Below are 25,918 nucleotides of genomic sequence, written 5' to 3'. Positions count from 1 at the left end.
TGGGGAGGGGTCACGGGCAGTCTCCGCGCGCTCGGCGCCGCGCGGCCCATGCCGGGTGCAAGGGGCGGGGAGCAGCGCCGTCAGATGCCTGCGGCTTACTCCAGCGGGGACCGCAAGCCAACCGGCATGGCCCCCTGATGCAGGATGTCCCATCGCATGTCCCGCTGGGCGCGGGCCAGCCCTCAGTCGCGCTTGCGCCGGAAGGCGTCGAGGCTGACCACCTGCGGCTGCGGCGCCTCCTCCGGCATCGCCGCGGCCTCCGCGACGGGGGCGAGGGCGGCGGCGGCGGCAGGCTCGGGGGTCGAGAAGCGCAGGCCGAAGCGCACATGCGGATCGGCGAAGGCGGTCATGGCCTTGAACGGGACAACGAGGGTCGCCGGCACGCCACCGAAGGACAGGCCGACCGAGACGGTGCCGGCGCCGCGATCCACCTTGAGGTCCCAGAATTTGTGCTGCAGGACGATGGTCATCTCCTGCGGGTAGCGCGCCTTCAGATGGCCCGGGATGGCGACGCCGGGATAGTCGGTGCGGAAGGTCACGTAGAAATGGTGCTCGCCGGGCAGGCCGCTGCGGGCGGCATGGTCCAGCGCTTCGACGGCGACGGCGCGCAACGCCTCCTCCGCCCAGTCCGAATAGGGCAACAGGCTTTCGCCCGGGGTAATCGTCTCGTTCATCATGCAACCCTTCCCCTCTTGGCCGAGGGGAGATCAACCCACGGAAGCGGGAGGGTTTGTTAACGTGACTGCGACAACGAGGAAAGGAGGGGTCGAGGAGGAAAGTGGGGGGCTTCTGTTGCCCGGTGCCCCCCGAACCGCGCTTGTTTACTGCTTACGCAGCAACAGCGAGTGCGTCGTTGTCGTTCGCACTTAGATTTGGCCCGATGACGGCGGAACCATGCCGGGCAAAAACGGCCCCATTACCACGCGCGTCGAACCTGTTTCGCCCCCTCGCCACCGCCCCGACACGGGCGGTTGAGATGGTGGAGGCGCCGGGCACTGCCCCCGGGTCCGCAACGCTTATCCCGAGCCGCGTTTATCACCATAGCCGCCGGGATCGCTCTCGGCAGGCTGGGCAGATATAGGCTAGGCCGGGCCGCGATTCCAGGGCCGCGACGGGTGGATCGCCGATGCGGGATCAGGCCGCCGCATCGCCGGCCCGCTCCGCCAGCCATTCCGTCAGCAATTCGGTCGCGGCCATCAGGTCGGCCGTCTCCATCGCCTCGGCCGGGTTGTGGCTGCCGTTGCGGTTCCTGATCAGCAGCATGCCGGTCGGCACCCCGGCGGCGGCGAAGTTGTTGGCGTCGTGGCTGCCCGGGCTGTTGAGCCGCGGCGCCGTGAGCCCGGCCCGCGCCGCGGCGGCAGCCAGCGCCTCCAGGATCGCCGGGTCCATCATCCCCGGCGATGCGGCGCTGCGCGGGCCGGGATCGATCCCCACCGCGCGCCGCGCCGCGACCCCGGCGAGGATCTCGGCCAGCCGCCCCTCCAGCGCCTCGAGATGCGCCGGGTCATAGGCGCGGAGATCGAGGCTGAGCTCGAAGCGGCCGGAGACCATGGTCAGGCTGTGCCGCTCGGCCTGGGTGTGGAAGCGGCCGATGGTGACCGCCATCGGCCGACCGGCCGCCTCCTCCTGCACCCAGAGCCCTTCCAGCGCCAAGGCGAGCTCGGCCCCGGCGAGGGCGGCGTCGCGGCGGAAGCGGTGTGGCAGCCCGGTATGCGCCTCCTCGCCGGTGATGCGGATCTGCGGGTGCCGGACATTGCCGGGATTGGCGAGGCAGAGCCCGACCGGCGCCTCCGCCTCCACCAGCTGCGGCGCCTGCTCGATATGCAGCTCGAGATAGGCGCCGAGCCGCGCCGGGTCGCGCAGCGGCACCCCCTGCCGCAGCCGGTCCGGATCGCCGCCGCAGGCCGCGATGCATTCGGCGAGCGTCGCCCCGCTGCGGGCATGGCGCAGCTCCAGCGCCCCAGGTTCCAGCGCTCCAGGTTCCAGCGCCCCGGGCGGCAGCCGGGCCAGCAGGCCGCGGCTGCCGATCAGGCCGAGGCCAAACCACACCGCCTCCTCGCAGCGCAGCGCCAGCACCTCGATATCGCAGCGCGGCCGGATGCCGGCGGCCTGCAGCGCGGCGATGGCGGCGAGGCCGGCGACCACGCCCGCCGCGCCGTCGAAATTGCCGCCCTGCACCACGCTGTCGAGATGCGAGCCGATGAGGATCGGCGGCGCCGCCGGGTCGCGCCCCGGCCAGCGCAGGCTGAGATTGGCTGCCGCATCCACCCGGCGCTCGAGGCCGAGCGCCTCGCCCGTCTCGGCGATCAGCGCATGCGCCGCGTTCTCGCCGGGGCCGAAGGCCTCGCGGGTGATGCCGGGCGGATCGGCGCCGATCTCCGCCAGCCGGTCGAGCAGCCGCTGGGCCAGCGCCGCCTGCGCCGCGACAAGCTCGGTCAGGGCGTGGCTCATGCTGGGCGCGGGAAGGTAAAGCCTTCTTGTCCCTCAGACGCCGGGCGCAAGCCTCCGGCTTGCTTGGCTTCGCTGCACTTGCAGCGGCACCCATCCAGGCGCCGCGCCGGCTGCAGGCCGGGATGCGGGAAAGCCGGCATCACAGGCCGATCTCCGCCAGCACCGCCTCGGTATGCTCGCCGAGCGCGGGCGCCGGCTCGCTCCAGGGCCCGAGCCCCGGCAGGCGCGGATAGGGCAGGGTGCCGAGGCCCGGCTGGGCTAGCGGCAGCGCCGCCTCCACCGCCCGGGCATGCGGGTCGGCGAGCCAGTCGAGCGGCGTGTTGACGAGGTCGCAGAGCATGCGCGCCGCCTGGAAGCGCTGCACCCATTCCGCCGCTGGGCGGGCGGCGATGGCGGCGCGGATCTCCGGCAGCAGCGCCTCGCGGTGCTCGGCCCGGGCGGCGAAGCTGGCGAAGCGCGGATCCTGCGCCAGCTCCGGCCGGCCAATGATGTCGCAGAGCTGGTGGTATTCCGGCTCCCGCAGCAGCGCCACCATGAACCAGCGGCCGTCGCTGCCCTGATAGGTGCCGGCCGGCAGGTTGGCCGCCGGCGGCACCCGGCCGAGCAGCCCCTGCTCGGCGATGTTGAAGGCCATCAGCGCCGCCGCGCTCTGCATGAGCGAGACGTCGAGCACACGCCGCTGCGGCGCGGCGCCCGCCCCCCGGTCGCGTGCCTGCTCGGCCAGCGCCGCCTGCACGGCGATGAAGGCCGAGAGGCCGGTGACCATGTCGACCATCATGATCTGGCCGGTGCGGTGCGGCACGCCGTCCATGCCGATATTGAGCGAGACCATGCCGCTATAGGCCTGCATCACGCTGTCGGTGCAGGGCCGCTCCGAATGCGGCCCCTGCTGGCCGAAGCCGGAGATGGAGAGGAAGACGACATCCGGCTTCCCCGCCTCCGGCACCAGGCCGAGGCGCCGGGCGACGCCGGGGCGGAAGGCCTCGATCATCACGTCGGCGCGGGCGGCGAGGCGGCGCATCGCCGCCTGGCCCTGCTCCGCCTGCAGGTCGAGCACCACGCTGCGCTTGCCGCGGTTGAAGGTGACATGCATGACGCTCTGCGTGCCCTCCCGCGTCGAGAGGCCGCGCGACCAGTCGCCCGCGGGCGGCTCGATCTTCACCACGGCGGCGCCGCAGGCGGCGAGCTGGGTCGCGCAATAGGGCCCGGCGATGCCCTGGCTGGCATCGAGCACGAAGAGGTCCCGATAGGGCTGCAGCCTTTCGGCCATGGCGTTTCCCCTGTCCTGGTTCCCGCCTATCCTGCCCGGAACGGCGGGGAGGGGAAGGGATGACGGGCACGGGTTTCGCGCGGCGCCTGCTGCTCGGCGGCCTGCTGGCGGCGCCGGCCGCCCGCGGCCGGGCGGCGGAGGAGGCCGCGGCATGGCCCGGCCGGCCGGTGCGCTTCGTCGTGCCCTATCCGCCCGGCGGCCCGACCGACATCCTCGGCCGCGTCGTCGCGGCCCGGCTGGCGCAGGAGCTGGGCCAGCCCATGGTGGTGGAGAACCGGCCGGGCGCCTCCGGCACCATCGGCGCCGAGACGATCGCCCGGGCGGCGCCGGACGGGCAAAGCTTCCTGATGAACGCCTCCATCCACGTCATCATCCCGCATCTGAACCGCAGCCTGCCCTATGACGCGCTCGCCGATTTCACGCCGGTGACGAACATGGCCTCGGTGCCGCTGGTCGCGGTGGTGAACCCGCAGCTGCCGGTGCGGAGCATCCCGGAGCTCATCGCCTATCTCAGGGTCAATCCCGGCCGCGTCTCCTACGCCTCCTCCGGCAATGCCTCGGCGCTGCATCTCGCGGGCGAGATGTTCAAGCTGATGACCGGGACCGAGATGGTCCACGTGCCCTATCGCGGCGCCGGGCCGGCGGTGCAGGACCTGATCGCGGGGCAGGTCCAGCTCATCTTCGACAGCGTGCCGAGCAGCGCCTCGGCCGTGCGGGCCGGGCTGCTGCGACCGCTGGCGGTGACGACGGCGCATCGCATCGCCGCCTATCCGGACCTGCCGACCATCGCCGAATCCGGCTTGCCGGGCTTCGACATCGCCACTTGGTACGCGATCTGGGCGCCGCCGCGCATGCCGATGCCGATCGTGCAGCGGCTGCAGCGGACGGTTGCCGCGGCGGTCGCCATGCCGGAGGTGCGGGAGCGGCTCGCCACCCTCGGCGCCGAGCCGGTGGCGGACAGCCCCGCGGATTTCGCCGCCTTCTGCGCCCGGGAATCCGAGCGGTGGGGCAGGCTCGTGCGCGAGGCCCGGCTGACGCTCGACTAGAGCGTGATCGCCTGAGGTGGACTCCGAAGGCGTGAATCACGCGATCAAACAATAATTTAGACCATGATCCGTGAACCGGAGTGAACGGATCATGGTCTGAAAACGCCACGCAGTCCGCGGGGAGACACTGGCATGCGCGCATTGGTCTGCGAGAGCTGGCGCGAGTTCGACGCGCTCGAGCTGAAGGAGGTGCCGCCGCCGGCGCTGCGGCCCGGCGGCGTGCGGATCCGGGTGGAGGCGGCTGGCGTCTCCTTCGCCACCCAGCTCGTTGTCGCCGGCAAGTACCAGCGCAAGCCGCCGCTGCCCTTCACCCCGGGCACCGAGGTGGCGGGCACGGTGATCGAGAGCGCGCCGGACGTGCCGGACCCGCTGCCGCCCGGCACCCGCGTCTTCGCCGTGCTCGACTGGGGCGGGCTGGCAGAGGAGGCGGTCGCCGACGCCATCCATGTCATGCCGATCCCGGACGGGCTGCCGCTGGCGCCGGCGGTCGCCATGCCGATCAGCTACCCGACCGCCGCCTCGGCCCTGCTGTGGCGGGCGCGGCTGGCACCGGACCAGGGCGCGCCCTGGGTGCTGGTGCATGGCGCGGCGGCCGGCGTCGGCCTCGCCGGGGTCGAGATCGCCAAGGCGCTCGGCGCCCGGGTGATCGCCCGCTGCGGCGCGGCGAAGCGGCAGGTTCCGCTGTCGCGCGGCGCCGACCTCGTGCTCGACAGCGCCGAGCCCTTCCGCGAGACGGTGCGGCAGGCGACCGGCGGCGCCGGCGTCAGTGCCCTGCTCGATACCCTCGGCGGCCCGGTCTTCGACGACAACCTCCGCTGCCTCGGCGATGGCGGCATGATGGTGACCATCGGCTTCGCCGCCGGCGGCATCCCGAGCCTGCCGCTCAACCTGCTGCTGCTGAAGAACATCGCCGTCGCGGGGGTGAATTGGGGCACCTATGTCGGCTGGTCGCCGGGCGACAACCGGCAGATCCATGCGCCGCGGGTGCGGGCGCTCTGGCAGCAGCTCATCGACTGGTGGGCGGCCGGCGCCCTGAAGCCGGAGGTGCATGCGAGCTTCCCGCTGCCGGAATTCCGCGCCGCCATGGCCGAGGTGCGGGGCCGCAACGCCGTCGGCCGGGTGGTGCTGCGGCCGTGATGGGGCTGGAGCGTGATCGCCTGAGGTGGACTCATCGAAGGCGAGACTCACGCGATCGAACAACGGCCTGGGCCATGGTCCGTGAACCGGAGTGAACGGACCATGGCCCAGGCGCCGCGGCGGTTTCCCCGGGACCGGCCGCGGGCTAGTTTGGTCGGATGACCGACTCCGGCGGGGCGGACCCCGCCTCCCCCAGCCCACTGCCCGCGCCCGAAACGAAGGCCGATCCGCGGCTGATCGCCGCCATCGTCGCCAGCGCCCTCTTCATGCAGAACCTCGACAGCAGCGCGGTGACGACGGCGCTGCCGGCCATGGCGCGGGATCTGAACGTGGAGCCGGCGCGGCTCGGCGCGGCCATCACTTCCTATCTCGTCGCGCTCACCGTCTTCATCCCGGTCTCCGGCTGGGTGGCCGACCGTTTCGGCGCCAAGCGCGTCTTCATGGTGGCGATCGTCGTCTTCACCCTCGCCTCCGTCCTCTGCGGCCGGGCGAGCGGTGTCGCCGAGCTCATCGGCGCGCGCGTCCTGCAGGGCGTCGGCGGCGCCATGATGGTGCCGGTCGCGCGGCTGCTGCTGCTGCGGCAGATCCGCAAGGACGAGATGCTGAGCGCCATGGCCTGGCTCACCATGCCGGCGATGATCGGGCCGATCAGCGGCCCGCCGCTCGGCGGCCTCCTGACGGATGCCTTCGGCTGGCAATCGGTCTTTCTCATCAATGTGCCGATCGGCGCCCTCGGCCTCGTCATGGTGGCCTGGAAGATCCCGCCCGTCGCGCCCAGCAATCCCGGCCCGCCGGACCTCCCCGGCTTGCTGCTGATCGGCCTGGCGCTCGCCCTCTTCATGTTCGGGCTGGAGACGATCGGCCGCGGCGTGGTGCCGCCCGGCCTGCCGCAGGCCGGGCTCGTGCTCGGGGCGGTGTTCGGCTGGGCGGCGATCCGGCATTGCCGGCGGGCGAAGCGGCCGGCGCTCGACATCTCGCTGCTGCGCATCCCGACCTTCAACACCTCGACCCTGGCCGGCAGCCTGTTCCGCATCGGCGCCGGCACCTCGCCCTTCCTGGTGCCGATGCTGCTGCAGGTCGGCTTCGGCCGCAGCGCCTCGGAGGCCGGGCTCGTCTCCTTCGCCACGGCCCTCGGGGCGCTGGCGATGAAGCCGCTGGCCCGGCCGGTGCTGAAACGCTTCGGCTTCCGCCAGGCGCTGATCGGCGCCTCACTGCTGGCGGCGGTCGGCGTGGCGCTGCCGGCAGCCTTCACCCCGGCCTGGCCCGCGCCGCTGCTCTTCGCCGTGCTGGCGCTGGGCGGGCTGTTCCGCAGCCTGCAATTTACCGCCCTCAACACCCTGGCCTTCGCCGATGTGCCGCCGCCGCGCCTCTCGGCGGCGACCAGCTTCGCCGGCACCGCGCAGCAGCTCGCCCCGGCGCTCGGCGTGGTGCTGGCGACGACGACGCTGGAGGCGAGCGCGGAGCTGGCCGGCCGGCACGCCCCGGCCGGGCCCGATTTCGTTGCCGGCTTCCTGGTGGCCGGGCTGGTGATCCTCGCCTCGGCGCCCTTCTTCGCCCGGCTGGCCCCCGATGCGGGCGAGGCGGTGAGCGGCCACGGCACCGGCCCGTCCAAGCGCCTGCCGGCGGAATGATGCTCCCCACGACTTAACCCCCACGAAGCCGCTTCGCGTCTTCGCGGGGGGCCCGGGATTCGCCCCGGGCCCGGGATCCGTCACAGCCTGCCGCGGCGAAGCCGCGGCAGGGCAACGGGAGGCGACGGATGGAGAGGTGCGCTGCGGGCGTGACCGCGGCGCGCTCAGTCGACGATGAAAAGCTTCGCGCCGGTGCGGGTGGAGGAGCGGTGGGCGGCGTCGCCGAAATCGGAAACCTGGTAGCTCATCCCCGGCCGCAGCACGAAGCGGCGGCCGTCGCGCAGCTCGGTCTCCAGCTCGCCCTCCAGCACCAGCAGCACATGGCCGCGGTCGCACCAATGGTCGGCGAGGTAGCCCGGCGTGTATTCCACCATGCGCACGCGCAGGTCGCCGATCTCGAGCGTCCTCCAGATCGCCTCGCCGGTCTCGCCGGGATGCCGGGTTTCCGGCATCGCCGACCAGTCGGTGACGGTGAAGGGAAGGGGCGGGATCTTCATTCGGCCGGCGCCGCCGCCGGCACCGCGCCGCGGCCGAAGCTCAGCTTCCGCGCCAGGCTGTCGAAGCCGAGATAGAGCACCGGCGTGACGAAGAGGGTGAGCACCTGGCTCACCGCCAGGCCGCCCACCACGGCGAGGCCGAGTGGCTGCCGCAGCTCCGCCGCCGCGCCCCAGCCGGCCGCGATCGGGATGGCGCCGGCGCCGGCCGCAAGCGTGGTCATCAGGATCGGCCGGAAGCGCAGCAGGCAGGCCTCGCGTACCGCCGTCAGCGCCGGCGAGCCGGCCCGCTGCCGCTGCAGCGCCACGTCGACGATCATGATGGCGTTCTTCTTCACCAGCCCGATCAGCAGCAGCACGCCGATGACCGCGATCACCGAGAGGTCGAGGCCGAAGAGGTAGAGCGTGGCGAAGGCGCCGAGCGCCGCCGCCGGCAGGCCCGAGAGGATGGTCAGCGGGTGGATCAGGCTTTCGTACAGCACGCCGAGCACGACATACATGATGAGCACGGCGGTCAGCACCAGCATGCCCTGGCCGGCCAGCGCCTCCTGGAAGACCTGCGCGGCGCCGGAGAAGCCGGTGACGACGCTCGGCGGCAGGCCCATCTCCCGCTCGACCGCGCGGATCGCCTGCACCGCATCGCCGAGCGCGACGCCGGGCGGGGTGTTGAAGCCGATGACGACTGCTGGCAGCTGGCCCTGATGCGAGACGTTGAGCGGGCCCGAGCGCCGCTCGATCGAGGCGACGGCCGAGAGCGGCACCAGCCTGCCGGTATTCGAGCGGACATAGAGCTTGGCGAGGCCGGTCTCGTCCCGCTGGTCCTCCGGCAGCGCCTCCAGGATCACCGGATAGGCATTCGCCTGGCCGTAGATGGTGGAGATCTGCCGGGCGCCGAAGGCCGAGAACAGCGCCTGCCGCACCTGGTCCACCGTGACGCCGAGCGTCGTCGCCCGGTCGCGGTCGACATTGACCAGCACCACCGGGCTGTCGAGCTGCAGGTCGGTGTTCACGTCCTGCAGTTGCGGCAGCTTCTGCAGCCGCTCCTCCAGCCGCGGCGCCCAGTCATAGAGCTCGTCGAGCCGCAGGCCCTGCAGGGAGTAGAGATACTGGGTGCGGGTCTGCCGGGCGCCGAAATTGATGTTCTGGATCGGCTGCATGAAGACCCGGAGGCCGGGGAAGCCGTTCGCCGTCCGCCGCAGCTCCTGGATCACGTGCTCGACCGGCGGCCGCTCCTGGCGCGGCTTCAGCTCGACGAAGAGACGGCCCTGGTTGATGGAGATGCTGCCGCCCACCGCGCCGAGGTTGGAGACGACATTGGTCACATGGGGCGTCTTCAGCAGCGCCTCGCTCAGCCGGCCCTGCACCTCCGCCATCGCCGCCATGGAGGCGCCGCGCGGCCCCTCGGTGTTGATCAGGATGAAGCCGGTATCCTCGACCGGGAAGAAGCCCTTGGGGATGACCACCGCCACATAGGCGGCGGCGCCGAGGGAGAGGAGGAAGAGCGCCCAGACCGCCAGCCGGAAGCGCAGCGCCCTGTCCAGCATCCAGGCATAGCCGCGCTCGATCCCCTGGAAGCCGCCCTCCAGCACGCGGTCGAGCAGCGGCGGGCGCTTGCCCGGCGCATGGTGGCCGCGCAGACGGCTGGCCATCAGCGGCGTCAGGGTGAGGGAGACGATGCAGGAGGCGATGACCGCGAGCGAGACGGTGGCGGCGAAGGCGTTGAAGACCCGCCCGACCACGCCGCCCATCAGCAGGATCGGCAGGAAGACGGCGATGAGGGAGAGGGTGATGGAGAGGACGGTGAAGCCGATCTCGCGCGCGCCGCGGATCGCCGCCTGCATCGGCGCCATCCCCGCCTCGATATGGCGGACGATCGCCTCCAGCACCACGATCGCGTCGTCCACCACCAGCCCGACCGCGATGGTCAGGCCGAGCAGCGTCACGTTGTCGATGCCGTAGCCCAGGACGTACATCAACCCGAAGGCGACGCAGAGGCTGATGGGCACCGCGACGGTCGGGATCAGCGTCGCCGTCAGCCGCCGCAGGAAGAGGAAGCAGACCAACACCACCAGCCCGATAGCGATCAGCAGGCTCTCCTGCACGTCGTGCACCGCGTCGCGGATCGAGCGGGAGCGGTCGAGCATGACGTTGAGCTCGACCCCGGGCGGCAGGGCGGATTGCAGGGCGAGGATGCTGGACTTCACCCCGTCCACCACCTCGACCGTGTTGGCGTCCGGCTGGCGCAGCACGGCGAGCACCAGGGCGCGCTTGTCGTTGCGCCAGGCGGCGACGCGCTCGTTCTGCACCCCGTCGGCCACCTTGGCGATCTCGGAGAGCCGCACCGGCGCCTGGGCCCGGCCAGCGACGACGAGCTGGCCGAACTCGGCGGCGCTCTGCGGCTGGTCGTTGGCGCGCAGCGTGAGCTGCTGCCGGGTGCCGTTCAGCAGCCCGACCGGGGTGTTGGAATTGGCCGCCGCGATGCTGTTCTGCAGCGTGTCGAAGGCGAGGCCCATGGCGGCGGTGCGGTCGGGGTCGAGCCGCACGCGGACGGAATAGAGCTGCTCGCCATAGGTCTGCACCTGCGCCACGCCCGGCACGCGCGAGAGGGCAGGGCCGATGATGGTGCTGGCGATGTCGTTCAGCCGGTAGAGCGGCGCGTCGCCGCCCGAAAGGGTCAGCAGCACCACCGGGGCATCCGCCGGGTTCACCTTGCGGTAGCTCGGCGGGATGGTCATATCGATGGGCAGACGACGCTGGGCGCGTGTCATCGCCGCCTGCACGTCCTGCGCCGCCGCGTCGATGTTGCGGCCGAGCACGAACTGCACCGTGATCTGCGTCGTGTCCTGGCCGTTGATGGAGGACATGGTGTCGACGCCGGCGATGGTCGACAGCTCGCGCTCGAGCGGCAGGGCGACGCTGGTCGCCATGGTCTCCGGGCTGGCGCCGGGGAAGTTGGCGAAGATGGTGATGACCGGGAAATCCACCCGCGGCACGGCGGCGACCGGCAGCCGCGTATAGGCGACGGCCCCGGCCACGATGGCGGCCAGCGAGAGCAGCACCGTCATCACCGGACGGCGGATGCAGAGTTCCGAGATGTTCATCTGTCCCGCCCCGCCCGGTGCTATTGCAGACTGGAGACGCGCGCGGCCGGGGCGCGCTCCACCGCGCGCATGCCCTCCGTCACCCGCTGCGCGCCGTCGACGATCACCTTCTCGCCCGCCGCCAGCTCGCCCTTCACCACCGCCCGGTCGCCGGCGGTGCGGAGATACTCGACCGTGCGGCGCCGCGCCGTGCCGTCAGGGGCGAGGACGAAGACGTAGCGGCCATGCTGGCCGGTCTGCACCGCCGGGGCGGCGACGGTGATCGCCGCCGGATCGGTCCGCGGCGCCAGGCTCACCTCCACGTACTGGCCGGGCCAGAGCCGGCGATCGCCATTCTGGAAGCGGCCCTTCAGCTGGATGGTTCCGGTGCTGGTATCCACCGCGCTGTCGACGAAGACGAGCTGCCCCTCCGCCGCCGCCGCCGAATCCGCCTGCGCCCTGGCCCGGACCACCACCGGCGGCCCGGCGCGCATGGCCCCCTGGATCGTCGGTAGCCAGCGCTCCGGCACCGCGAAGCTGACCAGGATCGGGTCGATCTGGGTGAGGGTGGTGATGGCGGTGTTCTCCGCCTGTCGGACGAAATTGCCGGCGCGCAGCGGGATGGCGCCGAGCACCCCGTCCATCTCGGCGGCGATGGTGGCGTAGTCGATGCTGAGCCGGGTCTGGGCGATCAGCGCCTCGGTGGCGCGGACCGTGGCGACGCCGGCGAGCGCATCCGCCTGCGCCTGCTCGAAGCGCTGCTGCGAGGCGAAGCTCTCGCCGCGCAGCGACTGGTAGCGCTTCTGATCGGCATCGGCCCGCGCCGCCTGCGCCTTGTCTCGGGCGAGCTGCGCCTCCTGCTGCGCCAGCAGGGCCTGGTTCATCCGGCTGTCGAGCACGAAGAGCGGCTGGCTGCGGCGGACCATCTGCCCCTCGGTGACCAGGACCTTCTCGATCTGCCCGTCGACGCGGGTACGGATGGTGACCACCGATTCCGAGGCGACGATGCCGTTGGCGAGGATCTCGACCGGCACCGGGCCGATCCGCACCGGATCCGTGGTGACCGGCACCGCGCTGCCGGAGGTCTGCGCGAAGGCCCCCGCCGCCGGGCCGAGGGCGAGCAGGATGGCGCAGAGGGTGCGCTGCAGCGGCGGCGGCAGGCTTGGCGTCATTCGGCTCCTTAACCCTCCGGATGCATGACCCCAGGATCCATGATTGTTGGGCGCATTGCAGTTGCCTCGCGCCCAGGCCGGGCCCGGACCTCGGGAACAGACCTCGGGAACACCCCCGGTTGGCCCCCGGGGACATCGCATCCTATACGGCTGGCGGCGCGGCGTCCCACGCGGTCGACCGATTTATGCGACGATCAAGCCGTTTGGATGAAAAATTGAGCGGATGCCCGATCCCGCCGCGGCAATTGGATGCGGCTGGGGAAGGCGGCGCGGACGGAGCTGCGGGTGCGATGAGCGGCGCCGCGCTTGCGCCCCGCTGCGGCGCGGGAGATGGAGAAACCGGAGGCCGTCTCGGCAGCCTGCCCGGCCGCGCCCTGAGCGGATGGCGTTCGGGCCGGGACGCCGCCGCTGTCGTGCCGGGAGCCGCCGTGGTCGCATGATCCTCTCGCCGCTTCTCGTCCTCGCGCTGCTCGCCCTGGCGCTCGCCACGGCCGGGCTGGTGTTGCGGCTCTCGCCGGCGGCGCGCCTGGTGCTCGCCGCCGAGGCGGGCCGCAACCCGGCGCTGGACGGGCTGCGCGGCCTGCTCGCCCTCGGCGTCTTCGTCCACCACGCCGTCATCACCTGGTTCTTCCTGCTCGGCCGCGGCTGGGCGCTGCCGCCCTCGCGGCTCTACGGGCAGCTCGGCCAGGTCGGCGTCGCGCTCTTCTTCATGGTGACGGCCTTCCTGTTCTGGGGCCGGGTGCTGGAGCGGCGCGGGCGGATCGACTGGGGCGGCTTCCTGATCGGCCGGCTCTGGCGGCTCTACCCCGCCTGGCTGCTGGCGCTCGCCGGCGTGCTGCTGGCGGTGCTGGCCTCGGCCGGCTTCCGCTGGCAGCAGCCCCTGGACGAGACGCTGCGGGGAATCGGCGCCTGGCTGCTCTTCGCCTATCCGGCGCCGGCCGATCTCGACGGCTTCGCCGGGACCGGGCGGCTGCTCGCCTATGCCGCCTGGTCGCTGCCCTATGAGGTGCTGTTCTACGCCGTGCTGCCGCTCGCCGCGATGCTCGCCTTCCGGGCGATGCGGCCAGGGGCGGTCCTCGCCTGCCTGCTCCTCCTCACCGGCATGGTGGCGCTGGCCGGCGATCGCTGGCCCTTTCAGGGACCGGTGCTGGCCAGTTTCGCCGGCGGGATCGCCGCGGCGCATGCGGTGCGGCAGCCGGCGCTGCGGGCGGCCTGCCGCAGCGGCTGGGCGGTGCCGCCGGCGCTGCTCTGCCTCGGCATCGTGCTGCTCGGCCTCGACACCGCCTATGCCCCGCCGGCGACCCTGCTGCTGACCGTCTTCTTCGCCACCGTGGCCTGCGGCAACACCCTCTGCGGCGCCCTCGACCGGCCGGCGGCGATCTGGCTCGGCCAGGCGAGCTACAGCCTCTACCTGCTGCACGGGCTGGTGCTGTGGCTGGTCGCCGACCGGCTCGGCGCCTGGCTGGATCCCGGGCGCGGCAGCGAGGCGCTGTATTGCGGGCTCCTCCTCCTCGCCTGCCCGCTGCTGGTGCTGCTGGCGAGCCTCGCCGCGCTCCGGGTGGAGCAGCCGGGCATCGCCGCCGGGCGACGGCAGGCGGCGCGCCGGGCCGGGCGGGGCGACGAGGCGGGGGCGGCGGGCTTGCGGCCGGCGGCCGCGACCCCCAATAGCGGGGCATGATCCTTTACGTGGATGGCGATGCCTGCCCGGTGCGGGAGGAGGTGTTCCGGGTGGCGACGCGGCTCGGCCTGCCGGTGCGCGTCGTCAGCAATGGCAGCCGCCCGGTCCGGCCGCCCGGCCTGCCGCTGGTCGAGATGGTGCTGGTGCCCGAGGGGCCGGATGCGGCGGATGACTGGATCGCCGAGCGGATCACCCGCGGCGATGTCTGCGTCACCGCCGACATCCCGCTCGCCGCCCGCTGTCTGGCGCGCGGCGCCAGGGCGCTCGGCTTCAAGGGGCGGCCCTGGACGCCGGACAATATCGGCAATGCCCTCGCCGGCCGCGCCGTGGCCACCGAGATGCGCGAGCGCGGGATGCAGACCGGCGGCCCGGCGCCGCTGACGGCGGCCGACCGCTCGCGCTTCCTCTCGGCCCTCGATGCGGCAATCGCCGCGGCGAGGCGCGATGCCGGGGCGGCGCCGCCCCGGCCCTGGGTGAGCTTCGAATAGAGCAGGGGCGAATCAAAGCAGATCGCCGCAGGGCGGCCTCGCCCGGAGGCGTGAATTTGCTCTGCAAACAAGCTGCTAGAGCATTTGCCGTGAACGCAGGTGAACGGGGAATGCTCCAGACCATGATCCGCTCACACAGGGTGGCGGATCATGGTCCAGGCCGTTGCTTGATCGCGTGAGTCACGCTGTTCGGTGAGTCCACCTTAAGCGATCACGCTCTAGCCGCAGCCCTCGCGGCCGAGCCGGTCGCGGGCGAGGCCGAGCGAGAGGCGGGCGCGGTCCAGCACGCGGGCGAGGCGGTCCAGCGAGGATTCGAAGGGGGCCTGCTCCGCCAGCCGCACCGCCTCGCCGGTGAGCTCCGCGGCGCGGGCGCAGCCGCAGCCCTGCAGCCGCCCAGCCGCCTCGGCGAGGGCCGCCTGCGCCGTCTCCGCCGCCGCGCGGGCGGGCAGCAGTCCGGGCGCCGCCGCGCCGGCCCGCAGCGCCTGCTCGGCCTGGCGCATCGCCTCCAGCCCAAGGCCGAAGCCGCAGCGCGGCTGCTGCGCCATGGCCGGCGCGGCGAGGAGCAGGGCTGGCAGCAGCAGGGCTGGCAGCAGCAGGGCCGACAGCAGTAAGGCGGGGCGCCGGATCATGCGCCTGCCTCCCAGCCGCAGGCCCGCAGCGCCGCCTGCATGTGCGGCGGCGGCGGCGCGGTGGCGGCGACGGGCGGGTCGAGCGGCAGGGCGATGGCGCGGGCCAGCAGGTGCAGCGGCACGGCCTCGCCGGGCGGGCCGTAGCGCGGGTCGCCGAGGATCGGGCAGCCGAGATGCGCGCAATGCACGCGGAGCTGGTGGGTGCGGCCGGTGCGGGGGCGGAGCTCAAGCCAGGTCAGGCTCGCCGTGCCGCCGAGCCGCCGCCAAGCGGTCACCGCCGGCTGGCCCGCCGGGTCCACCACCATCCACCAGCCCGCCTTCGCCGTGCTGCGCTTGGCCAGCGGCGCCGCCAGCTCGCCCGTCTCCCCCGGCGGGGCGCCGCGGACCACCGCCCAATAGGTCTTCTCCACCCGGCCGGCGGCGAAGAGCGCGCCGAGCGCGGCCAGGGCCGGCTTGGTGCGGCCGAGCACGAGGCAGCCGGCGGTATCCGCATCCAGCCGGTGCGCCGGCTGCGGCAGGCGGCGCTTGCCGAGGGCGAGGCGCGGCAGCCAGTCCTCCAGCGAGGCGCCGCCGCGCGGGCCGGCATGCACGGCGAGGCCGGCCGGCTTGTCGAGGATCAGCAGCCGGTCGTCGCGATGGAGCAGGCGGACGGGCGGATCGAGGGCCGCGGCGGGCCGGGGCATGGCAGGCCCCCCCGGCGCGCCCCGGCGACGAAGGGCAGCGGTCAGGCCCGGCCGTGGCAGTGCTTGTACTTCTTGCCGCTGCCGCAGGGGCATGGCGCGTTGCGCGCGGTGCGCGACCAGGTCGAGGGATCGGCGGGGTCCACCGCCTCGGCGCGGCGTGGGGCATCGGCCGTGCCCATCGGCACGGGGGCGTAGCCCGGCCCGCCCTCGCCGGCCATCTCGAGCTCAGCCATGGCCGGCTCCGGATGGCGCATGTCCATCACCCGCACCGGCTCGGGCGAGGGCAGCGGCGCATCCGGCTGGAGCTCGATGCGCATCAGCAGGCTCGTCACCCGCTCCCGCAGCTCGGCGAGCATGGCGTTGAACAGGCCGAAGGCCTCGGACTTGTACTCGTTCAGCGGGTCCCGCTGGCCATAGGCGCGCAGCCCGATGCCCTGGCGCAGATGGTCGAGCGCCAGCAGGTGCTCCTTCCAGACGGCGTCGAAGATCTGCAGCAGCAGCGACTTCTCGACCAGCCGCATGGTGCCGGGGCCGAAATTCGCCACCTTGGCGGCGTAGTGCTGCTCGGCTGCCGCCTCCAGCCGCTCGCGCAGCCGGGTCTCGTCGATGCCCTCCTCCTTCGCCCAGTCCTGGACGGGCAGGTCGAGGCCGAGGCTCTCCCGCACCTTCTGCGCCAGGCCCTCGAGGTCCCATTGCTCGGGATAGGCATTCTCCGGGATCGCCCGGTCGACCATGTCGGCGATGCTCTCGCGGCGCATCTCGGCGACGGTCTCGGAGACGTCCTCGGACTTCATGAACGCCTTGCGCTGCGCATAGACCTCGCGCCGCTGGTCGTTCATGACGTCGTCGTATTTCAGCAGGTTCTTGCGGGTGTCGAAATTGCGCGCCTCGACCTTCTTCTGCGCCTTCTCGAGCGCCCGGTTGATCCAGGGATGGACGATCGCCTCGCCCTCCTTGAGGCCGAGCTTCTGCAGCATCCCGCCCATGCGGTCGCTGCCGAAGATGCGCATCAGATCATCCTCGAGCGAGAGGAAGAAGCGGCTGTTGCCCGGGTCGCCCTGGCGGCCGGAGCGGCCGCGGAGCTGGTTGTCGATGCGCCGGCTCTCATGCCGCTCGGTGCCGATGACGAAGAGGCCGCCGGCCTGCTTCACCCGCTCCTGCGCCGCCTCGACCGCCGCCTTGTGGCGCGCGAGCGCCGACTCGTAATCCGGGCCGTCGGACTGGCCGGTCTCCTGCCGCGCCAGCGCCTCGGCATTGCCGCCGAGCTTGATGTCGGTGCCGCGCCCGGCCATGTTCGTGGCGATGGTGACCGCGCCGGGGCCGCCGGCCTGGGCGATGATCTCCGCCTCCTGCTCGTGGTAGCGGGCGTTCAGCACGTTGTGCGGGATCTTGCGCTGCTTCAGCAGCTCCGAGATCAGCTCGGACTTCTCGATCGAGGTGGTGCCGACTAGCAGCGGCTGGCCGCGGGTGCGGGCCTCCTCGATCAGGGTGATCACCGCGTCGTACTTCTCGCGCGCCGAGCGGTAGACCTCGTCGTCGTCATCCTTGCGGGCGACCGGCACGTTGGTCGGGATCTCGAGCACGTCGAGCTTGTAGATCTCGGCGAACTCGTCCGCCTCGGTCGAGGCGGTGCCGGTCATGCCGGCAAGCTTCGGGTAGAGCCGGAAGTAGTTCTGGAAGGTGATGGAGGCGAGGGTCTGGTTCTCGGGCTGGACGGTGACGTGCTCCTTCGCCTCCAGCGCCTGGTGCAGCCCGTCCGAGTAGCGCCGGCCCTCCATCATGCGGCCGGTGAACTCGTCGATGATCACCACCTTGTCGTCGCGCACGATGTAGTCCACGTCGCGGGCGAAGAGCACATGCGCGCGCAGCGACTGGTTGACGTGGTGGACCAGCGTGACGTTGTGGAAGTCGTAGAGGTTGCCTTCCTCGAGCAGCCCGGCCTCGCGCAGCGCCTCCTCGATCCGCTCGGAACCCTCCTCGGTCAGGTTGGCGGTGCGCTGCTTCTCGTCCTTGTCGTAGGTCGCCTTGTCGGCGACCAGCAGCTTCACGACCTCGTCCACCCGCCGGTAGAGGTCGGAACTGTCCTCCGAGGGGCCGCTGATGATGAGCGGCGTGCGCGCCTCGTCGATGAGGATGCTGTCCACCTCGTCGACGATGGCGAAGTTGAAGTCGCGCTGGACCATCTCCTTCAGGCGGTACTTCATGTTGTCGCGGAGATAGTCGAAGCCGAACTCGTTATTGGTGCCGTAGGTGACGTCGGCGGCGTAGGCGGCGCGCCGCTCCTCGTCCGTCAGGCCATGGACGATGATGCCGGTGCTGAGGCCGAGGAAGCGGTAGAGCCGCCCCATCCACTCGGCGTCGCGCCGCGCCAGGTAGTCGTTCACCGTGACCACGTGCACGCCGCGGCCAGTGAGGGCGTTGAGATAGACCGGCAGCGTCGCCACCAGGGTCTTGCCCTCGCCGGTCTTCATCTCGGCGATCTTGCCGGCATGCAGGACCATGCCGCCAACGAGCTGCACGTCGAAATGGCGCAGGCCGAGCACGCGCTTCGCCGCCTCGCGCACCGTGGCGAAGGCCTCCGGCATGATGTCGTCGAGGCTGGCGCCCTTGGCCAGGCGATCGCGGAAATCGGCCGTGCGGGCCTGCAGCGCCTCGTCCGACAGGGCGGCGAGGGCCGGCTCCAGCGCGTTGATCTCCGGCACGCGGGCCTGCAGGCCCTTCAGGGCCCGGTCGTTGGCGGTGCCGAAAATGGCGCGGGCGATGCGTCCGAACATGCGGGCCTTGCTACTCCGGGATGGCGCCGGCCCCGCGCGGGCCACGGGCCTGCCGGTGCCGCAGGCGAGACGGGGTGGTGACGGATAGGGGGCGGGGCGGCCGAACCGGGCCCCGGGCCCTACCGGGCGGCGGGTGCTGCGCGACCCCGGCGCGCTGCGACAGATAGGCAAGGGCGGCGTCCAGGTCAACGCTGGCGGCAGTCTCGGCTGTTGCCGGCGGGAAGGGCTTCCGCCATTGTCCCGCGCCGTTCGAAGGGTGCCGTTCCGCATGCGTCTCCATCCCTCCCTGCTGGCGGCCGCGCTGCTGCTGCCGCTGGCCCCCTTCGCCGCCCGGGCCCAGACCCCAGGAAACCAGACCCCAGGAAACCAGGCCCCAGGAAACCAGGCCCCAGGGAAGGCCGCCGCGCCCTCGCCCGGCCCGACCGCCGCCCAGCCGCCGGCCGCCGACGACCCCGTCGTCGCCCGGGTCGACGGCCATGAGATCCGCATGTCCGACGTGCTCGCGACCGCGCAGGACGTGCTGCCGGCCGAGATGCGGCAGACCCCGCCCGCCATGCTGCTGCAGATGATCCCGCCCGAGGCGCAGCGGCAGCTCATCGAGCGGACGGTCACCGAGCGGGCCCTGACCGATGCCGCGCGCAGCGCCGGCCTCGACAAGGATGCGGATGTCCGACGCCGCATGCAGCGCGCCTCCGACCAGGAGCTGCAGCAGAGCTTCCTCGCCCGCGCGGTGGCGACCAGCGTCACCGACAGCACGCTCCGCGCCCGCTACGAGCAGGAGAGCGGCAAGCGCCAGGGCGAGGAGGAGGTGCATGCGCGCCACATCCTCCTCAAGACGGAGAGCGAGGCGAAGGCGGCGCTCGCCGCGGTGAAGGGAGGCGAGGATTTCGCCGCGGTGGCGCGGCGGCTCTCGACCGATCCCGGCTCGCGCGACGGCGGCGACCTCGGCTTCTTCAAGCGCTCCGACATGGTGCCGGAATTCGCCGAGGCCGCCTTCGCCATGAAGCCCGGCGAGGTCAGCGCCGCGCCGGTCCAGAGCCCCTTCGGCTGGCACGTCATCAAGGTCGAGGCCCGCCGCACCGCGCCGGTGCCGAGCTTCGAGGAGAGCCGCCAGCAGCTTCGCCAGCAGATGCTGCAGGAGCAGGTGGACAAGGTGGTGCAGCAGGTGCGGGCGAATGCCAAGGTGGAGATCCCGGGCCAGGCGGCGCCGGGCGCCGGCGGCTCGCTGCTCGACCAGGCGGCGCCGCCCGCCGCCGGCGGCGCCAGGCCGGCGCCGCAGCGGCGCTGAGGCTCGGCGGGGGCGGCGGCCCGCCGCCCCCGGTTGGATCAACCGTTGCCAGCGCAGCGTTGCCAGCGCAGCGTTGCTAGCCTTGAGGAGCCCGCCATGGCCGGCACCGATCTGCCCGTCTCCCCCCTCGCCCTGCCCCTGCCGGACATGCCGCGCATCGCCGGGCTCCGCCTCGGCACGATCGAGGCGGGCATCCGCTACAAGGGGCGGGCCGACCTGACGATGATGGAGTTCGCCCCCGGCACCACCGTCGCGGGCGTCTTCACCCAGAACAAGTGTCCCGGCGCGCCAGTCGAGTGGTGCCGGGCCGTCCTGCCGGGCGGCACGGCGCGGGCGCTGGTGGTCAATGCCGGCAACGCCAATGTCTTCACCGGCCGCGCCGGGCGCGAGGCGGTGCGCGCGACCGCCGAGGCGGCGGCGGGCCTCGTCGGTTGCCAGCCGGAGGAGGTCTTCCTGGCCTCGACCGGCGTGATCGGCGAGACCCTGCCGCATGGCAAGCTCACCGCCGCCCTGCCGGCGCTGCATGCGGGGCTGGCATCGGATCGCTGGCCGGAAGCGGCGCGCGGCATCATGACCACCGACACCTTCCCCAAGGCGGCGGTGCGCACCGCCCGGATCGGCGAGACGACGGTGACGATCGCCGGCATCGCCAAGGGCAGCGGCATGATCGCGCCCGACATGGCGACCATGCTGAGCTTCGTCGCCACCGATGCCGCGATACCGGCACTGGCGCTGCAGGCGCTGCTCGCCGCCGGGACGGCGCGGAGCTTCAACTGCGTCACCGTCGATTCCGACACCTCGACTAGCGACACGCTGCTGCTCTTCGCCACCGGCCAGGCGCGGCACCCGGCGGTGCCGGAGGCGGGCGGCGAGATCCTCTCCGATGTTGCCCGGGCGCTGGATGCGGTGCTGATGGACCTCGCCCTCATGGTCGCGCGCGACGGCGAGGGGGCGCAGAAGCTGATCGAGATCAACGTCACCGGGGCGGTGAGCGACGCCTCTGCGCACCGCATCGCCATGGCCATTGCGAACTCGCCGCTGGTCAAGACGGCGATCGCCGGTGAGGACGCGAATTGGGGCCGCATCGTCATGGCGGTCGGCAAGGCCGGCGAGCCGGCCGACCGCGACCGCCTGAGCGTCGCGGTCGGCGGCACCTGGATGGCGCGCGAGGGCGGCGTGGTGCCCGGCTACGACGAGACGCCGGTGGTCGCCCATATGAAGGGGCGGGAGGTCGAGATCACCGTTGATATCGGTCTCGGCGAGGGCCAGGCCAGGGTTTGGACCTGCGACCTGACGCATGGGTATATCGACATCAACGGGTCGTATCGGTCGTAGGGAGCCTGCCAGCCGCATGATTGCCGTTGTCGTGCCGCGCGCCCGAAGCGGAGCCGGCACGACGGCTTGCGATCGCCGGTCCGCCCATCGCCGAGGAACGTCGCCGGCCAGTGCTGCGCCCTTCAGGCCGGAACCCGCGCTGCCATCGGCGGATGGTTCAACAGTTCGGCCCGCACCCCGTCGACGTGACGCCGTGCATCCTCGGAGTGCGGGTCCAGCAGAAGGGCGGCCTCGTAATAGGCGAGCGCCTGGGGCGTTTGCCGGATGGTTCTGAAGAAATGCCCGAACTGCAAATGCAGGTCCGCATCATCGGGCAAGAGGCGCAACGCCTCGCTATAGGCGTTGTAGGCGAGCTGCGACGCGCCTGCCTCCTTCGCCATATGGCCGAGCTGCACCCAGATGTGGCCCTCGTCTGGCTGTAACTCGAGGGCACGTCGATAAGCCCGGGCGGCCGCCGCCCAATCCTTGGCATCGCGCCGCATGTCGCCGGCCAACACCGCATCGGCGTAGCTTCCGAAGGTCGGGTCCGCATCCAGCCCGGGGCGCGTGACCTCCGGCCCGGCCAACTGCCAGGCCTCGGGCAGGCGGGTGGTGGGTAGGCGCTTGCCGTCTCTCGCCGCGACCGCGGCCTGCACCGCGGCGAAATGCGATGCCCATTGCGGACGCGCGAAATCGCGCAGCCGGGCTTGCCGAGTAGAGCGCGCGTCGGCCGGCTCGCTGGCATAGGCCAGAATCCGATCGTGCCAAGCCGGGACATCGAGCGGATCCAGCATCTCCCCGAGCCCCTGCGTGGCCTCCTCAAAGGCTGGAATGCGCGAGCAGATCACCGGCACGCCCAGCGAGAGAGCCTCCACTACCGGCATCCCCCAACCTTCGGCGAAGCTGGGGAAGAGGGCGGCCCGGGCGCCCCGCAACCAGCGGAGCATGGTCGCGTCGTCGAGATGGCTCAGCTCGATGACATGCGGTTGCAATAGATCGCAACGGTCGAGAAGCGCAAAGACATGTTCGCATTCCCAACCCCGGCGACCGATCAGGACCAGCTTCGGGACGCGCTCGGCCGGCAGCTTCCTGGCCATGTCCCGCCACAGGTGCAACAGGGTGACGTGGTTCTTGCGAGGCTCGATCGTACTGACATACACGAAATAGGGCGTCTCGATCGGCGGCAAGTCGGCAGGGGCCGGCTGCTCGAAGCCCGGCTCGATCCCTATATGGGCGACTTGGCAGAGCGGGGGCGCGTAGCCGTTCCGTTCGGCCCAGTTCTCGAGCGACCGGCGCGTCGCCTCGGAATTCACGATCACCAGACTAGCCAGCGTCAGCACGGTTGCCATCCGTGCCGCGTGCCGCTGCTGATCGCCCGGGCGGACATATTCAGGATACTCGATTGGGATGAGGTCGTGCACGAAGAAGACGCAGCCGCCGCCCAGCCGCGCGTGCAACCGGGCGAGCATTTCGCCCTCCCCGAGACCGTGGTGCGAGACGTTCAGGTAGAAGGCGCGGTCGTGCTGCAGGGCGAAGGTCTGGACTGCCTTTGCGCCCGCAAGCCGCCGGCTTGCCGGCACCGGCTCGGCCAGCCCGGCATCGCGCAGGAGCATCTCGATCGCCGGCTCGCTGGCGCCGCCTTCCAGCCAGCAACTGGAGAGGTGGGCGAGAAGCCGGCGGGCGGCCGAATGCGGAACCGCTATCATCTCGCCGCCGAGTTGCAGGGCCGGCAGGGCAGGGCCCCATTCCCCCGCGGCCGCGCGCAGGGCGTAGCGCAGATCGACCCGGTCGATCCCCGTGGGCGTCCGTGCTCCGGCGCGCTTGACGAGGCGTGTGAGGTCGTAGACGATGCCAGGCCCAGGAGCATCCGCGGCGCTCATCAGCGGCCCCACTGCATGTTGAGCGTCGTTCTGAGCGCATCGCGCATCAGGTCGAAGCTGTGCACCGGAGGTGCCTCATCGGAGGCGCCTAGCAGATAGGCCCAATAGGCCTTGCCGAAGACGGCCGGTGGCGCGGCGACATACTGGCCGCGCCTGAACACCTCCTCATGCGCCGCGCCGCTGACGTCGACCAGCGGCGACCTGGCAAGATAGCGCCGCGTGTTGCGTCCGAAGAAGCCGGCCTCGACCAGCGTGCCCGAGGAAAGGCTCGCCACGACATCGATCTCCGGTAACGCAAGCAGGTCGTAGATATTCGCGTCCAGCCATTCGACGCGCGGCAGCGAGGCGACCAGCTGCTTGATGCGATCGAGATCCTTCCGATGCGGATGCGCCTTGTAATAAACCTTGCGATGGCGGGTGGACAGATCAAGGAGCGCGCCTTCGACTGCCTCCACATCATGCAGTCGCCCTTGGTGGATAAGGGAGGCGTCGATCTCGATTTGCCCGAGGAAGACTGCCGAGCCCGGCTCGATCGGCTTGCGGCGCCAGACCCGCACCGAGCGGGCGGCGGAAATCCGCGCGGCATCCTGGAAATGCTCCGGGTCGATCTGCGTCGCGTGCAGCCGTTGGCTCACCGCCTCGATGTTGCTGCGGATCCCGAACATATAGTCCGCAAGGTAGCGGATCGGATGGATCGTCAGGTCGATGAAGCCGATCTCGTGCCGGCGCAGGATGGCTTCGAGGTAAGGAGGCATTTCGAAGGAGACGATCAGCGCGCCGGCGAAGCGGCTTGCGAGGGCGCACTCGACGTCCGGGTCGTCGAGCCTATCATAGAGTGATGCCCACCCGGCCGAGCTGAAGTCGCGTTGCAGCCGACGGTACACCGCGAGCCGCGACAAGGGATTGGGGTAGTCTTCCGCGGCGTAAATGCGGCAGTTGCTTCCGGTGAGCGAGGCGAGGATCGGCGCGAAGAGGGCGTGCAACCATTCGATGTTGATGGACTGCGGATTGGGAAGCCTCTCTGCCAAGCGGTCGTCGATCTTCAGCAGATCGGAGGTGAAGACGATGTCGTCCATCCGCGGCCAGGGTTGCGATGGTGACATCTCGAAGTGATCCAACCGTGTCATGCCCTGCTCTCGAGCCACTTTGCGAGGTGTGCCGACGATGCAGGCCGGATTGGCATGCCTTGGCCACCGCGGCGCCGGCATCGAGAGGCACGATCGGCAACCTTTCTGCTTCGATAATCTTGCGGCAATGTTGATGCTCATTCGTAGCGAAGCGACCATGGTCCTTCGCCATGTACGCGTCCCTCGTTCCTTGCGGACCGGTGACATGCGACCGGCCTTGCCGGGCGCACCGGAACAAGGGGTGGTTGATCGCCGTCTCGTTGCCGCCGGGCAGGCCCACCGCAGGCCTTCAGCTTGCGACAGGGGAGCGCGGCGCTGCTTGACCTCGGATCAAGTCGAGTGTCTTCGTGTTTCGATACTATAATGAAAAAAAAGTGCCGTGAAGCTGCAACGCCCTGATCGTCAGCCGCCACCGATTGCTGTCCATGAGGGGAGCGTGGCGTGGCCGTCATCCTTGTCCCTCGCCGCGGCGCCAGCCGGCCCTCCCGCTCCGTTGACAGGCGCGGGCGGCTGGCCATTCCTGGCCCCCCCCGCTGCGAGCGCCTCCATCCCGTGACCGTGCCGTTCCCCGACTTCCCGCCACTCCGGACCGAGCGGCTGACCCTTCGCCCCCTGCGGCTCGAGGACGCGCCGGCGCTGCACCGGCTGGTCAATGACTGGGAGGTGGCCAAGACCCTGGCCCGCGTGCCCTTCCCCTATCCGCGGGAGCTGGCGGAGACCTGGATCGAATCCACCTGGGCGCAGATCGCCGCCGGGCAGGCCTGGCACCTGGCGATCATCGGCGAGGAGAACGGGGCGGAGCACCTGATCGGCTGCGTCGGGCTGAGCCGCTCACGCGACGGCCGCGCGGCCGAGCTGGGCTATTGGGTCGGCCGCCGCTTCTGGGGGCATGGCGTGGCGTCGGAGGCGGTGACCCGGCTTTGCGCCTGGGCGCGGGCCGAGCTCGGCATCGCCACCATCCGCGCCAGCGCGCTGAAGGACAACCAGCGTTCCCAGGCCGTGCTGCGCCGGCTGGGGCTGGCGCCGGCGGGGGAGGGGGTGCAGACCTTCCTCTCGCGCGGCGGCCCCATGCCGGTGCTGCTGTTCGAGGGCCGGCCGGCCGGGGAGGCGACGGCCCCTCCCGCCGCGCCGTCCCCGCCTGCACCTTCAGCCGCGCCCGCCGCACCCCTCGCCATGCCCAGTGCGGCACCGTCCGGCGCGAAGCCGGTGCTGCTGGTGGCCGCCGTCGCCCTGGTCGATGCCGATGGCCGCGTGCTGCTCGCCCGCCGCCCGGAGGGCAAGCCGCTGGCCGGGCTCTGGGAGTTCCCCGGCGGCAAGGTGCAGCCGGGGGAGACGCCGGAGCAGGCGTTGATCCGCGAGCTCAAGGAGGAGCTTGATATCGACGTCACCGAGGCCTGCCTCGGCCCCTTCACCTTCGCCTCGCATGGCTACGAAGCCTTCCACCTGCTGATGCCGCTCTATCTCTGCCGGCGCTGGAGCGGCGTGGTGCGGCCGGTCGAGGGCCAGGCGCTGGCCTGGGTGCGGCCGCAGAAGCTCGGCGGCTATGCCATGCCGCCGGCCGACAAGCCGCTGGTCGCCATGCTGCGGGACTTCCTCTGACCCCGCCGGGCAGGCATGGCCCCCTGGCCCTGCCGGGCCGGCGTGGAATCACCCTAGGCGGCGAGGGGCCGCGTATTATCATCGCCCGGCAACGGCCTGCCCTGCGGAGCCGGGACGACGGCGAGGCGCCGAGGGGCCTCGTCGGGCAACTCCCTCCGCTCCCCCGCGACCAACTCC

At 71.8% G+C, this 25,918-nt stretch carries 18 protein-coding genes, 1 other RNA gene and 2 pseudogenes; 8 read left to right on the top strand and 13 right to left on the bottom strand.

Going from position 1 to position 25,918, the window contains the following annotated elements; all coding sequences use genetic code 11:
• Positions 1–182 precede the first annotated feature (182 nt).
• The 4 genes from HJG45_RS20245 to HJG45_RS20230 all read right to left on the bottom strand — a co-directional run bounded on the left by HJG45_RS20245 (position 183) and on the right by HJG45_RS20230 (position 3,721).
• Positions 183–674: an SspB family protein gene (locus tag HJG45_RS20245; RefSeq protein ID WP_408902029.1), complete on the bottom strand. Its 492-nt coding sequence runs from the start codon at positions 672–674 to the stop codon at positions 183–185.
• A 103-nt stretch (positions 675–777) separates the two neighbouring features.
• Positions 778–1,107, bottom strand: a transfer-messenger RNA (tmRNA) gene (ssrA, locus tag HJG45_RS20240).
• Positions 1,108–1,134: 27 nt separating this feature from the next.
• Positions 1,135–2,451, bottom strand: coding sequence for a hydantoinase/carbamoylase family amidase (locus HJG45_RS20235; RefSeq protein WP_171614423.1), 1,317 nt, complete (start codon positions 2,449–2,451; stop codon positions 1,135–1,137).
• A 139-nt stretch (positions 2,452–2,590) separates the two neighbouring features.
• Positions 2,591–3,721, bottom strand: a complete 1,131-nt coding sequence (locus HJG45_RS20230; protein ID WP_171614421.1) for a CaiB/BaiF CoA-transferase family protein — start codon at positions 3,719–3,721, stop codon at positions 2,591–2,593.
• Positions 3,722–3,780: 59 nt separating this feature from the next.
• Between HJG45_RS20230 and HJG45_RS20225 the strand changes: the two genes are divergently transcribed.
• The 3 genes from HJG45_RS20225 to HJG45_RS20215 all read left to right on the top strand — a co-directional run bounded on the left by HJG45_RS20225 (position 3,781) and on the right by HJG45_RS20215 (position 7,535).
• On the top strand, positions 3,781–4,767 hold the full coding sequence (locus HJG45_RS20225) for a tripartite tricarboxylate transporter substrate binding protein (protein ID WP_171614419.1): 987 nt from the start codon (positions 3,781–3,783) through the stop codon (positions 4,765–4,767).
• 132 nt (positions 4,768–4,899) lie between these two features.
• Positions 4,900–5,904, top strand: coding sequence for an NADPH:quinone oxidoreductase family protein (locus HJG45_RS20220; RefSeq protein WP_171614417.1), 1,005 nt, complete (start codon positions 4,900–4,902; stop codon positions 5,902–5,904).
• Between the two features lie 158 nt (positions 5,905–6,062).
• Positions 6,063–7,535 (top strand): MDR family MFS transporter, encoded by a 1,473-nt coding sequence (locus HJG45_RS20215; RefSeq protein ID WP_171614414.1) that lies wholly within the window; start codon positions 6,063–6,065, stop codon positions 7,533–7,535.
• Positions 7,536–7,699: 164 nt separating this feature from the next.
• Here HJG45_RS20215 and HJG45_RS20210 read toward each other — a convergent pair whose 3' ends face one another.
• The 3 genes from HJG45_RS20210 to HJG45_RS20200 are packed head-to-tail and all read right to left on the bottom strand — an operon-like array spanning position 7,700 to position 12,281.
• Complete coding sequence (locus tag HJG45_RS20210) at positions 7,700–8,032, bottom strand: DHCW motif cupin fold protein (RefSeq protein ID WP_171614412.1); 333 nt, start codon at positions 8,030–8,032, stop codon at positions 7,700–7,702.
• Complete coding sequence (locus tag HJG45_RS20205; RefSeq protein ID WP_171614410.1) at positions 8,029–11,130, bottom strand: efflux RND transporter permease subunit; 3,102 nt, start codon at positions 11,128–11,130, stop codon at positions 8,029–8,031. Before HJG45_RS20205 ends, HJG45_RS20210 begins: the two co-directional genes overlap by 4 nt.
• A 20-nt stretch (positions 11,131–11,150) precedes the next feature.
• Positions 11,151–12,281: an efflux RND transporter periplasmic adaptor subunit gene (locus HJG45_RS20200; protein WP_171614408.1), complete on the bottom strand. Its 1,131-nt coding sequence runs from the start codon at positions 12,279–12,281 to the stop codon at positions 11,151–11,153.
• A 436-nt stretch (positions 12,282–12,717) separates the two neighbouring features.
• Here HJG45_RS20200 and HJG45_RS20195 point away from each other — a divergent pair, with 436 nt between their 5' ends.
• Together HJG45_RS20195 and HJG45_RS20190 are read left to right on the top strand one after the other, a co-directional pair.
• The gene (locus HJG45_RS20195) at positions 12,718–13,959 is read left to right on the top strand and encodes an acyltransferase (protein WP_171614406.1); all 1,242 of its coding nucleotides are present in this window, start codon (positions 12,718–12,720) and stop codon (positions 13,957–13,959) included.
• Positions 13,956–14,447, top strand: coding sequence for a YaiI/YqxD family protein (locus HJG45_RS20190; protein ID WP_171614404.1), 492 nt, complete (start codon positions 13,956–13,958; stop codon positions 14,445–14,447). Before HJG45_RS20195 ends, HJG45_RS20190 begins: the two co-directional genes overlap by 4 nt.
• 218 nt (positions 14,448–14,665) lie before the next feature.
• On the opposite strand, the gene HJG45_RS20185 is transcribed toward HJG45_RS20190, so the two are convergent.
• From HJG45_RS20185 to secA, 4 genes and pseudogenes are all read right to left on the bottom strand, one after another.
• On the bottom strand, positions 14,666–15,076 hold the full coding sequence (locus HJG45_RS20185) for a hypothetical protein (RefSeq protein WP_171614402.1): 411 nt from the start codon (positions 15,074–15,076) through the stop codon (positions 14,666–14,668).
• Positions 15,073–15,759, bottom strand: a complete 687-nt coding sequence (locus HJG45_RS20180; RefSeq protein ID WP_171614400.1) for an RluA family pseudouridine synthase — start codon at positions 15,757–15,759, stop codon at positions 15,073–15,075. Before HJG45_RS20180 ends, HJG45_RS20185 begins: the two co-directional genes overlap by 4 nt.
• Positions 15,760–15,800: 41 nt before the next feature.
• A pseudogene (locus tag HJG45_RS29640) lies at positions 15,801–15,920 on the bottom strand (SEC-C metal-binding domain-containing protein); the annotation flags it as partial.
• Between the two features lie 116 nt (positions 15,921–16,036).
• Positions 16,037–18,533 (bottom strand): annotated as a pseudogene (secA, locus tag HJG45_RS20175) (preprotein translocase subunit SecA); the annotation flags it as partial.
• 268 nt (positions 18,534–18,801) lie between these two features.
• Between secA and HJG45_RS20170 the strand changes: the two are divergent.
• Positions 18,802–19,821: a peptidylprolyl isomerase gene (locus tag HJG45_RS20170; protein WP_171614396.1), complete on the top strand. Its 1,020-nt coding sequence runs from the start codon at positions 18,802–18,804 to the stop codon at positions 19,819–19,821.
• A gap of 96 nt (positions 19,822–19,917) precedes the next feature.
• Complete coding sequence (gene argJ / locus HJG45_RS20165; RefSeq protein WP_171614394.1) at positions 19,918–21,156, top strand: bifunctional glutamate N-acetyltransferase/amino-acid acetyltransferase ArgJ; 1,239 nt, start codon at positions 19,918–19,920, stop codon at positions 21,154–21,156.
• A 122-nt stretch (positions 21,157–21,278) separates the two neighbouring features.
• Here the strand turns inward: argJ and HJG45_RS20160 are convergent, their stop codons facing one another.
• On the bottom strand, positions 21,279–23,015 hold the full coding sequence (locus HJG45_RS20160; RefSeq protein ID WP_171614392.1) for a glycosyltransferase family 1 protein: 1,737 nt from the start codon (positions 23,013–23,015) through the stop codon (positions 21,279–21,281).
• A complete protein-coding gene (locus HJG45_RS20155) occupies positions 23,015–24,091 on the bottom strand; it encodes a hypothetical protein (protein ID WP_171614390.1) in 1,077 nt (358 codons plus the stop codon). Before HJG45_RS20155 ends, HJG45_RS20160 begins: the two co-directional genes overlap by 1 nt.
• A 603-nt stretch (positions 24,092–24,694) precedes the next feature.
• On the opposite strand from HJG45_RS20155, the gene HJG45_RS20150 reads away from it, so the two are divergent.
• Positions 24,695–25,741 (top strand): GNAT family N-acetyltransferase, encoded by a 1,047-nt coding sequence (locus tag HJG45_RS20150; protein WP_171614388.1) that lies wholly within the window; start codon positions 24,695–24,697, stop codon positions 25,739–25,741.
• The last annotated feature ends 177 nt before the right edge of the window (positions 25,742–25,918 follow it).

Origin of the sequence: Roseicella sp. DB1501 (assembly GCF_013112485.1) — a bacterium.
Taxonomy (GTDB): Bacteria; Pseudomonadota; Alphaproteobacteria; order Acetobacterales; family Acetobacteraceae; genus Paracraurococcus.
Note: the sequence above shows the minus strand (reverse complement) of the source record. Positions and strands in the feature narration are given on the sequence as shown.

What these genes read in the sequence shown, in the direction of transcription:
- HJG45_RS20245 (WP_408902029.1), bottom strand. Translation starts at nt 674, where the DNA reads ATGAACGAGACGATTACCCCGGGCGAAAGCCTGTTGCCCTATTCGGAC.
- HJG45_RS20235 (WP_171614423.1), bottom strand. Translation starts at nt 2,451, where the DNA reads ATGAGCCACGCCCTGACCGAGCTTGTCGCGGCGCAGGCGGCGCTGGCC.
- HJG45_RS20230 (WP_171614421.1), bottom strand. Translation starts at nt 3,721, where the DNA reads ATGGCCGAAAGGCTGCAGCCCTATCGGGACCTCTTCGTGCTCGATGCC.
- HJG45_RS20225 (WP_171614419.1), top strand. Translation starts at nt 3,781, where the DNA reads ATGACGGGCACGGGTTTCGCGCGGCGCCTGCTGCTCGGCGGCCTGCTG.
- HJG45_RS20220 (WP_171614417.1), top strand. Translation starts at nt 4,900, where the DNA reads ATGCGCGCATTGGTCTGCGAGAGCTGGCGCGAGTTCGACGCGCTCGAG.
- HJG45_RS20215 (WP_171614414.1), top strand. Translation starts at nt 6,063, where the DNA reads ATGACCGACTCCGGCGGGGCGGACCCCGCCTCCCCCAGCCCACTGCCC.
- HJG45_RS20210 (WP_171614412.1), bottom strand. Translation starts at nt 8,032, where the DNA reads ATGAAGATCCCGCCCCTTCCCTTCACCGTCACCGACTGGTCGGCGATG.
- HJG45_RS20205 (WP_171614410.1), bottom strand. Translation starts at nt 11,130, where the DNA reads ATGAACATCTCGGAACTCTGCATCCGCCGTCCGGTGATGACGGTGCTG.
- HJG45_RS20200 (WP_171614408.1), bottom strand. Translation starts at nt 12,281, where the DNA reads ATGACGCCAAGCCTGCCGCCGCCGCTGCAGCGCACCCTCTGCGCCATC.
- HJG45_RS20195 (WP_171614406.1), top strand. Translation starts at nt 12,718, where the DNA reads ATGATCCTCTCGCCGCTTCTCGTCCTCGCGCTGCTCGCCCTGGCGCTC.
- HJG45_RS20190 (WP_171614404.1), top strand. Translation starts at nt 13,956, where the DNA reads ATGATCCTTTACGTGGATGGCGATGCCTGCCCGGTGCGGGAGGAGGTG.
- HJG45_RS20185 (WP_171614402.1), bottom strand. Translation starts at nt 15,076, where the DNA reads ATGATCCGGCGCCCCGCCTTACTGCTGTCGGCCCTGCTGCTGCCAGCC.
- HJG45_RS20180 (WP_171614400.1), bottom strand. Translation starts at nt 15,759, where the DNA reads ATGCCCCGGCCCGCCGCGGCCCTCGATCCGCCCGTCCGCCTGCTCCAT.
- HJG45_RS20170 (WP_171614396.1), top strand. Translation starts at nt 18,802, where the DNA reads ATGCGTCTCCATCCCTCCCTGCTGGCGGCCGCGCTGCTGCTGCCGCTG.
- argJ (WP_171614394.1), top strand. Translation starts at nt 19,918, where the DNA reads ATGGCCGGCACCGATCTGCCCGTCTCCCCCCTCGCCCTGCCCCTGCCG.
- HJG45_RS20160 (WP_171614392.1), bottom strand. Translation starts at nt 23,015, where the DNA reads ATGAGCGCCGCGGATGCTCCTGGGCCTGGCATCGTCTACGACCTCACA.
- HJG45_RS20155 (WP_171614390.1), bottom strand. Translation starts at nt 24,091, where the DNA reads ATGGACGACATCGTCTTCACCTCCGATCTGCTGAAGATCGACGACCGC.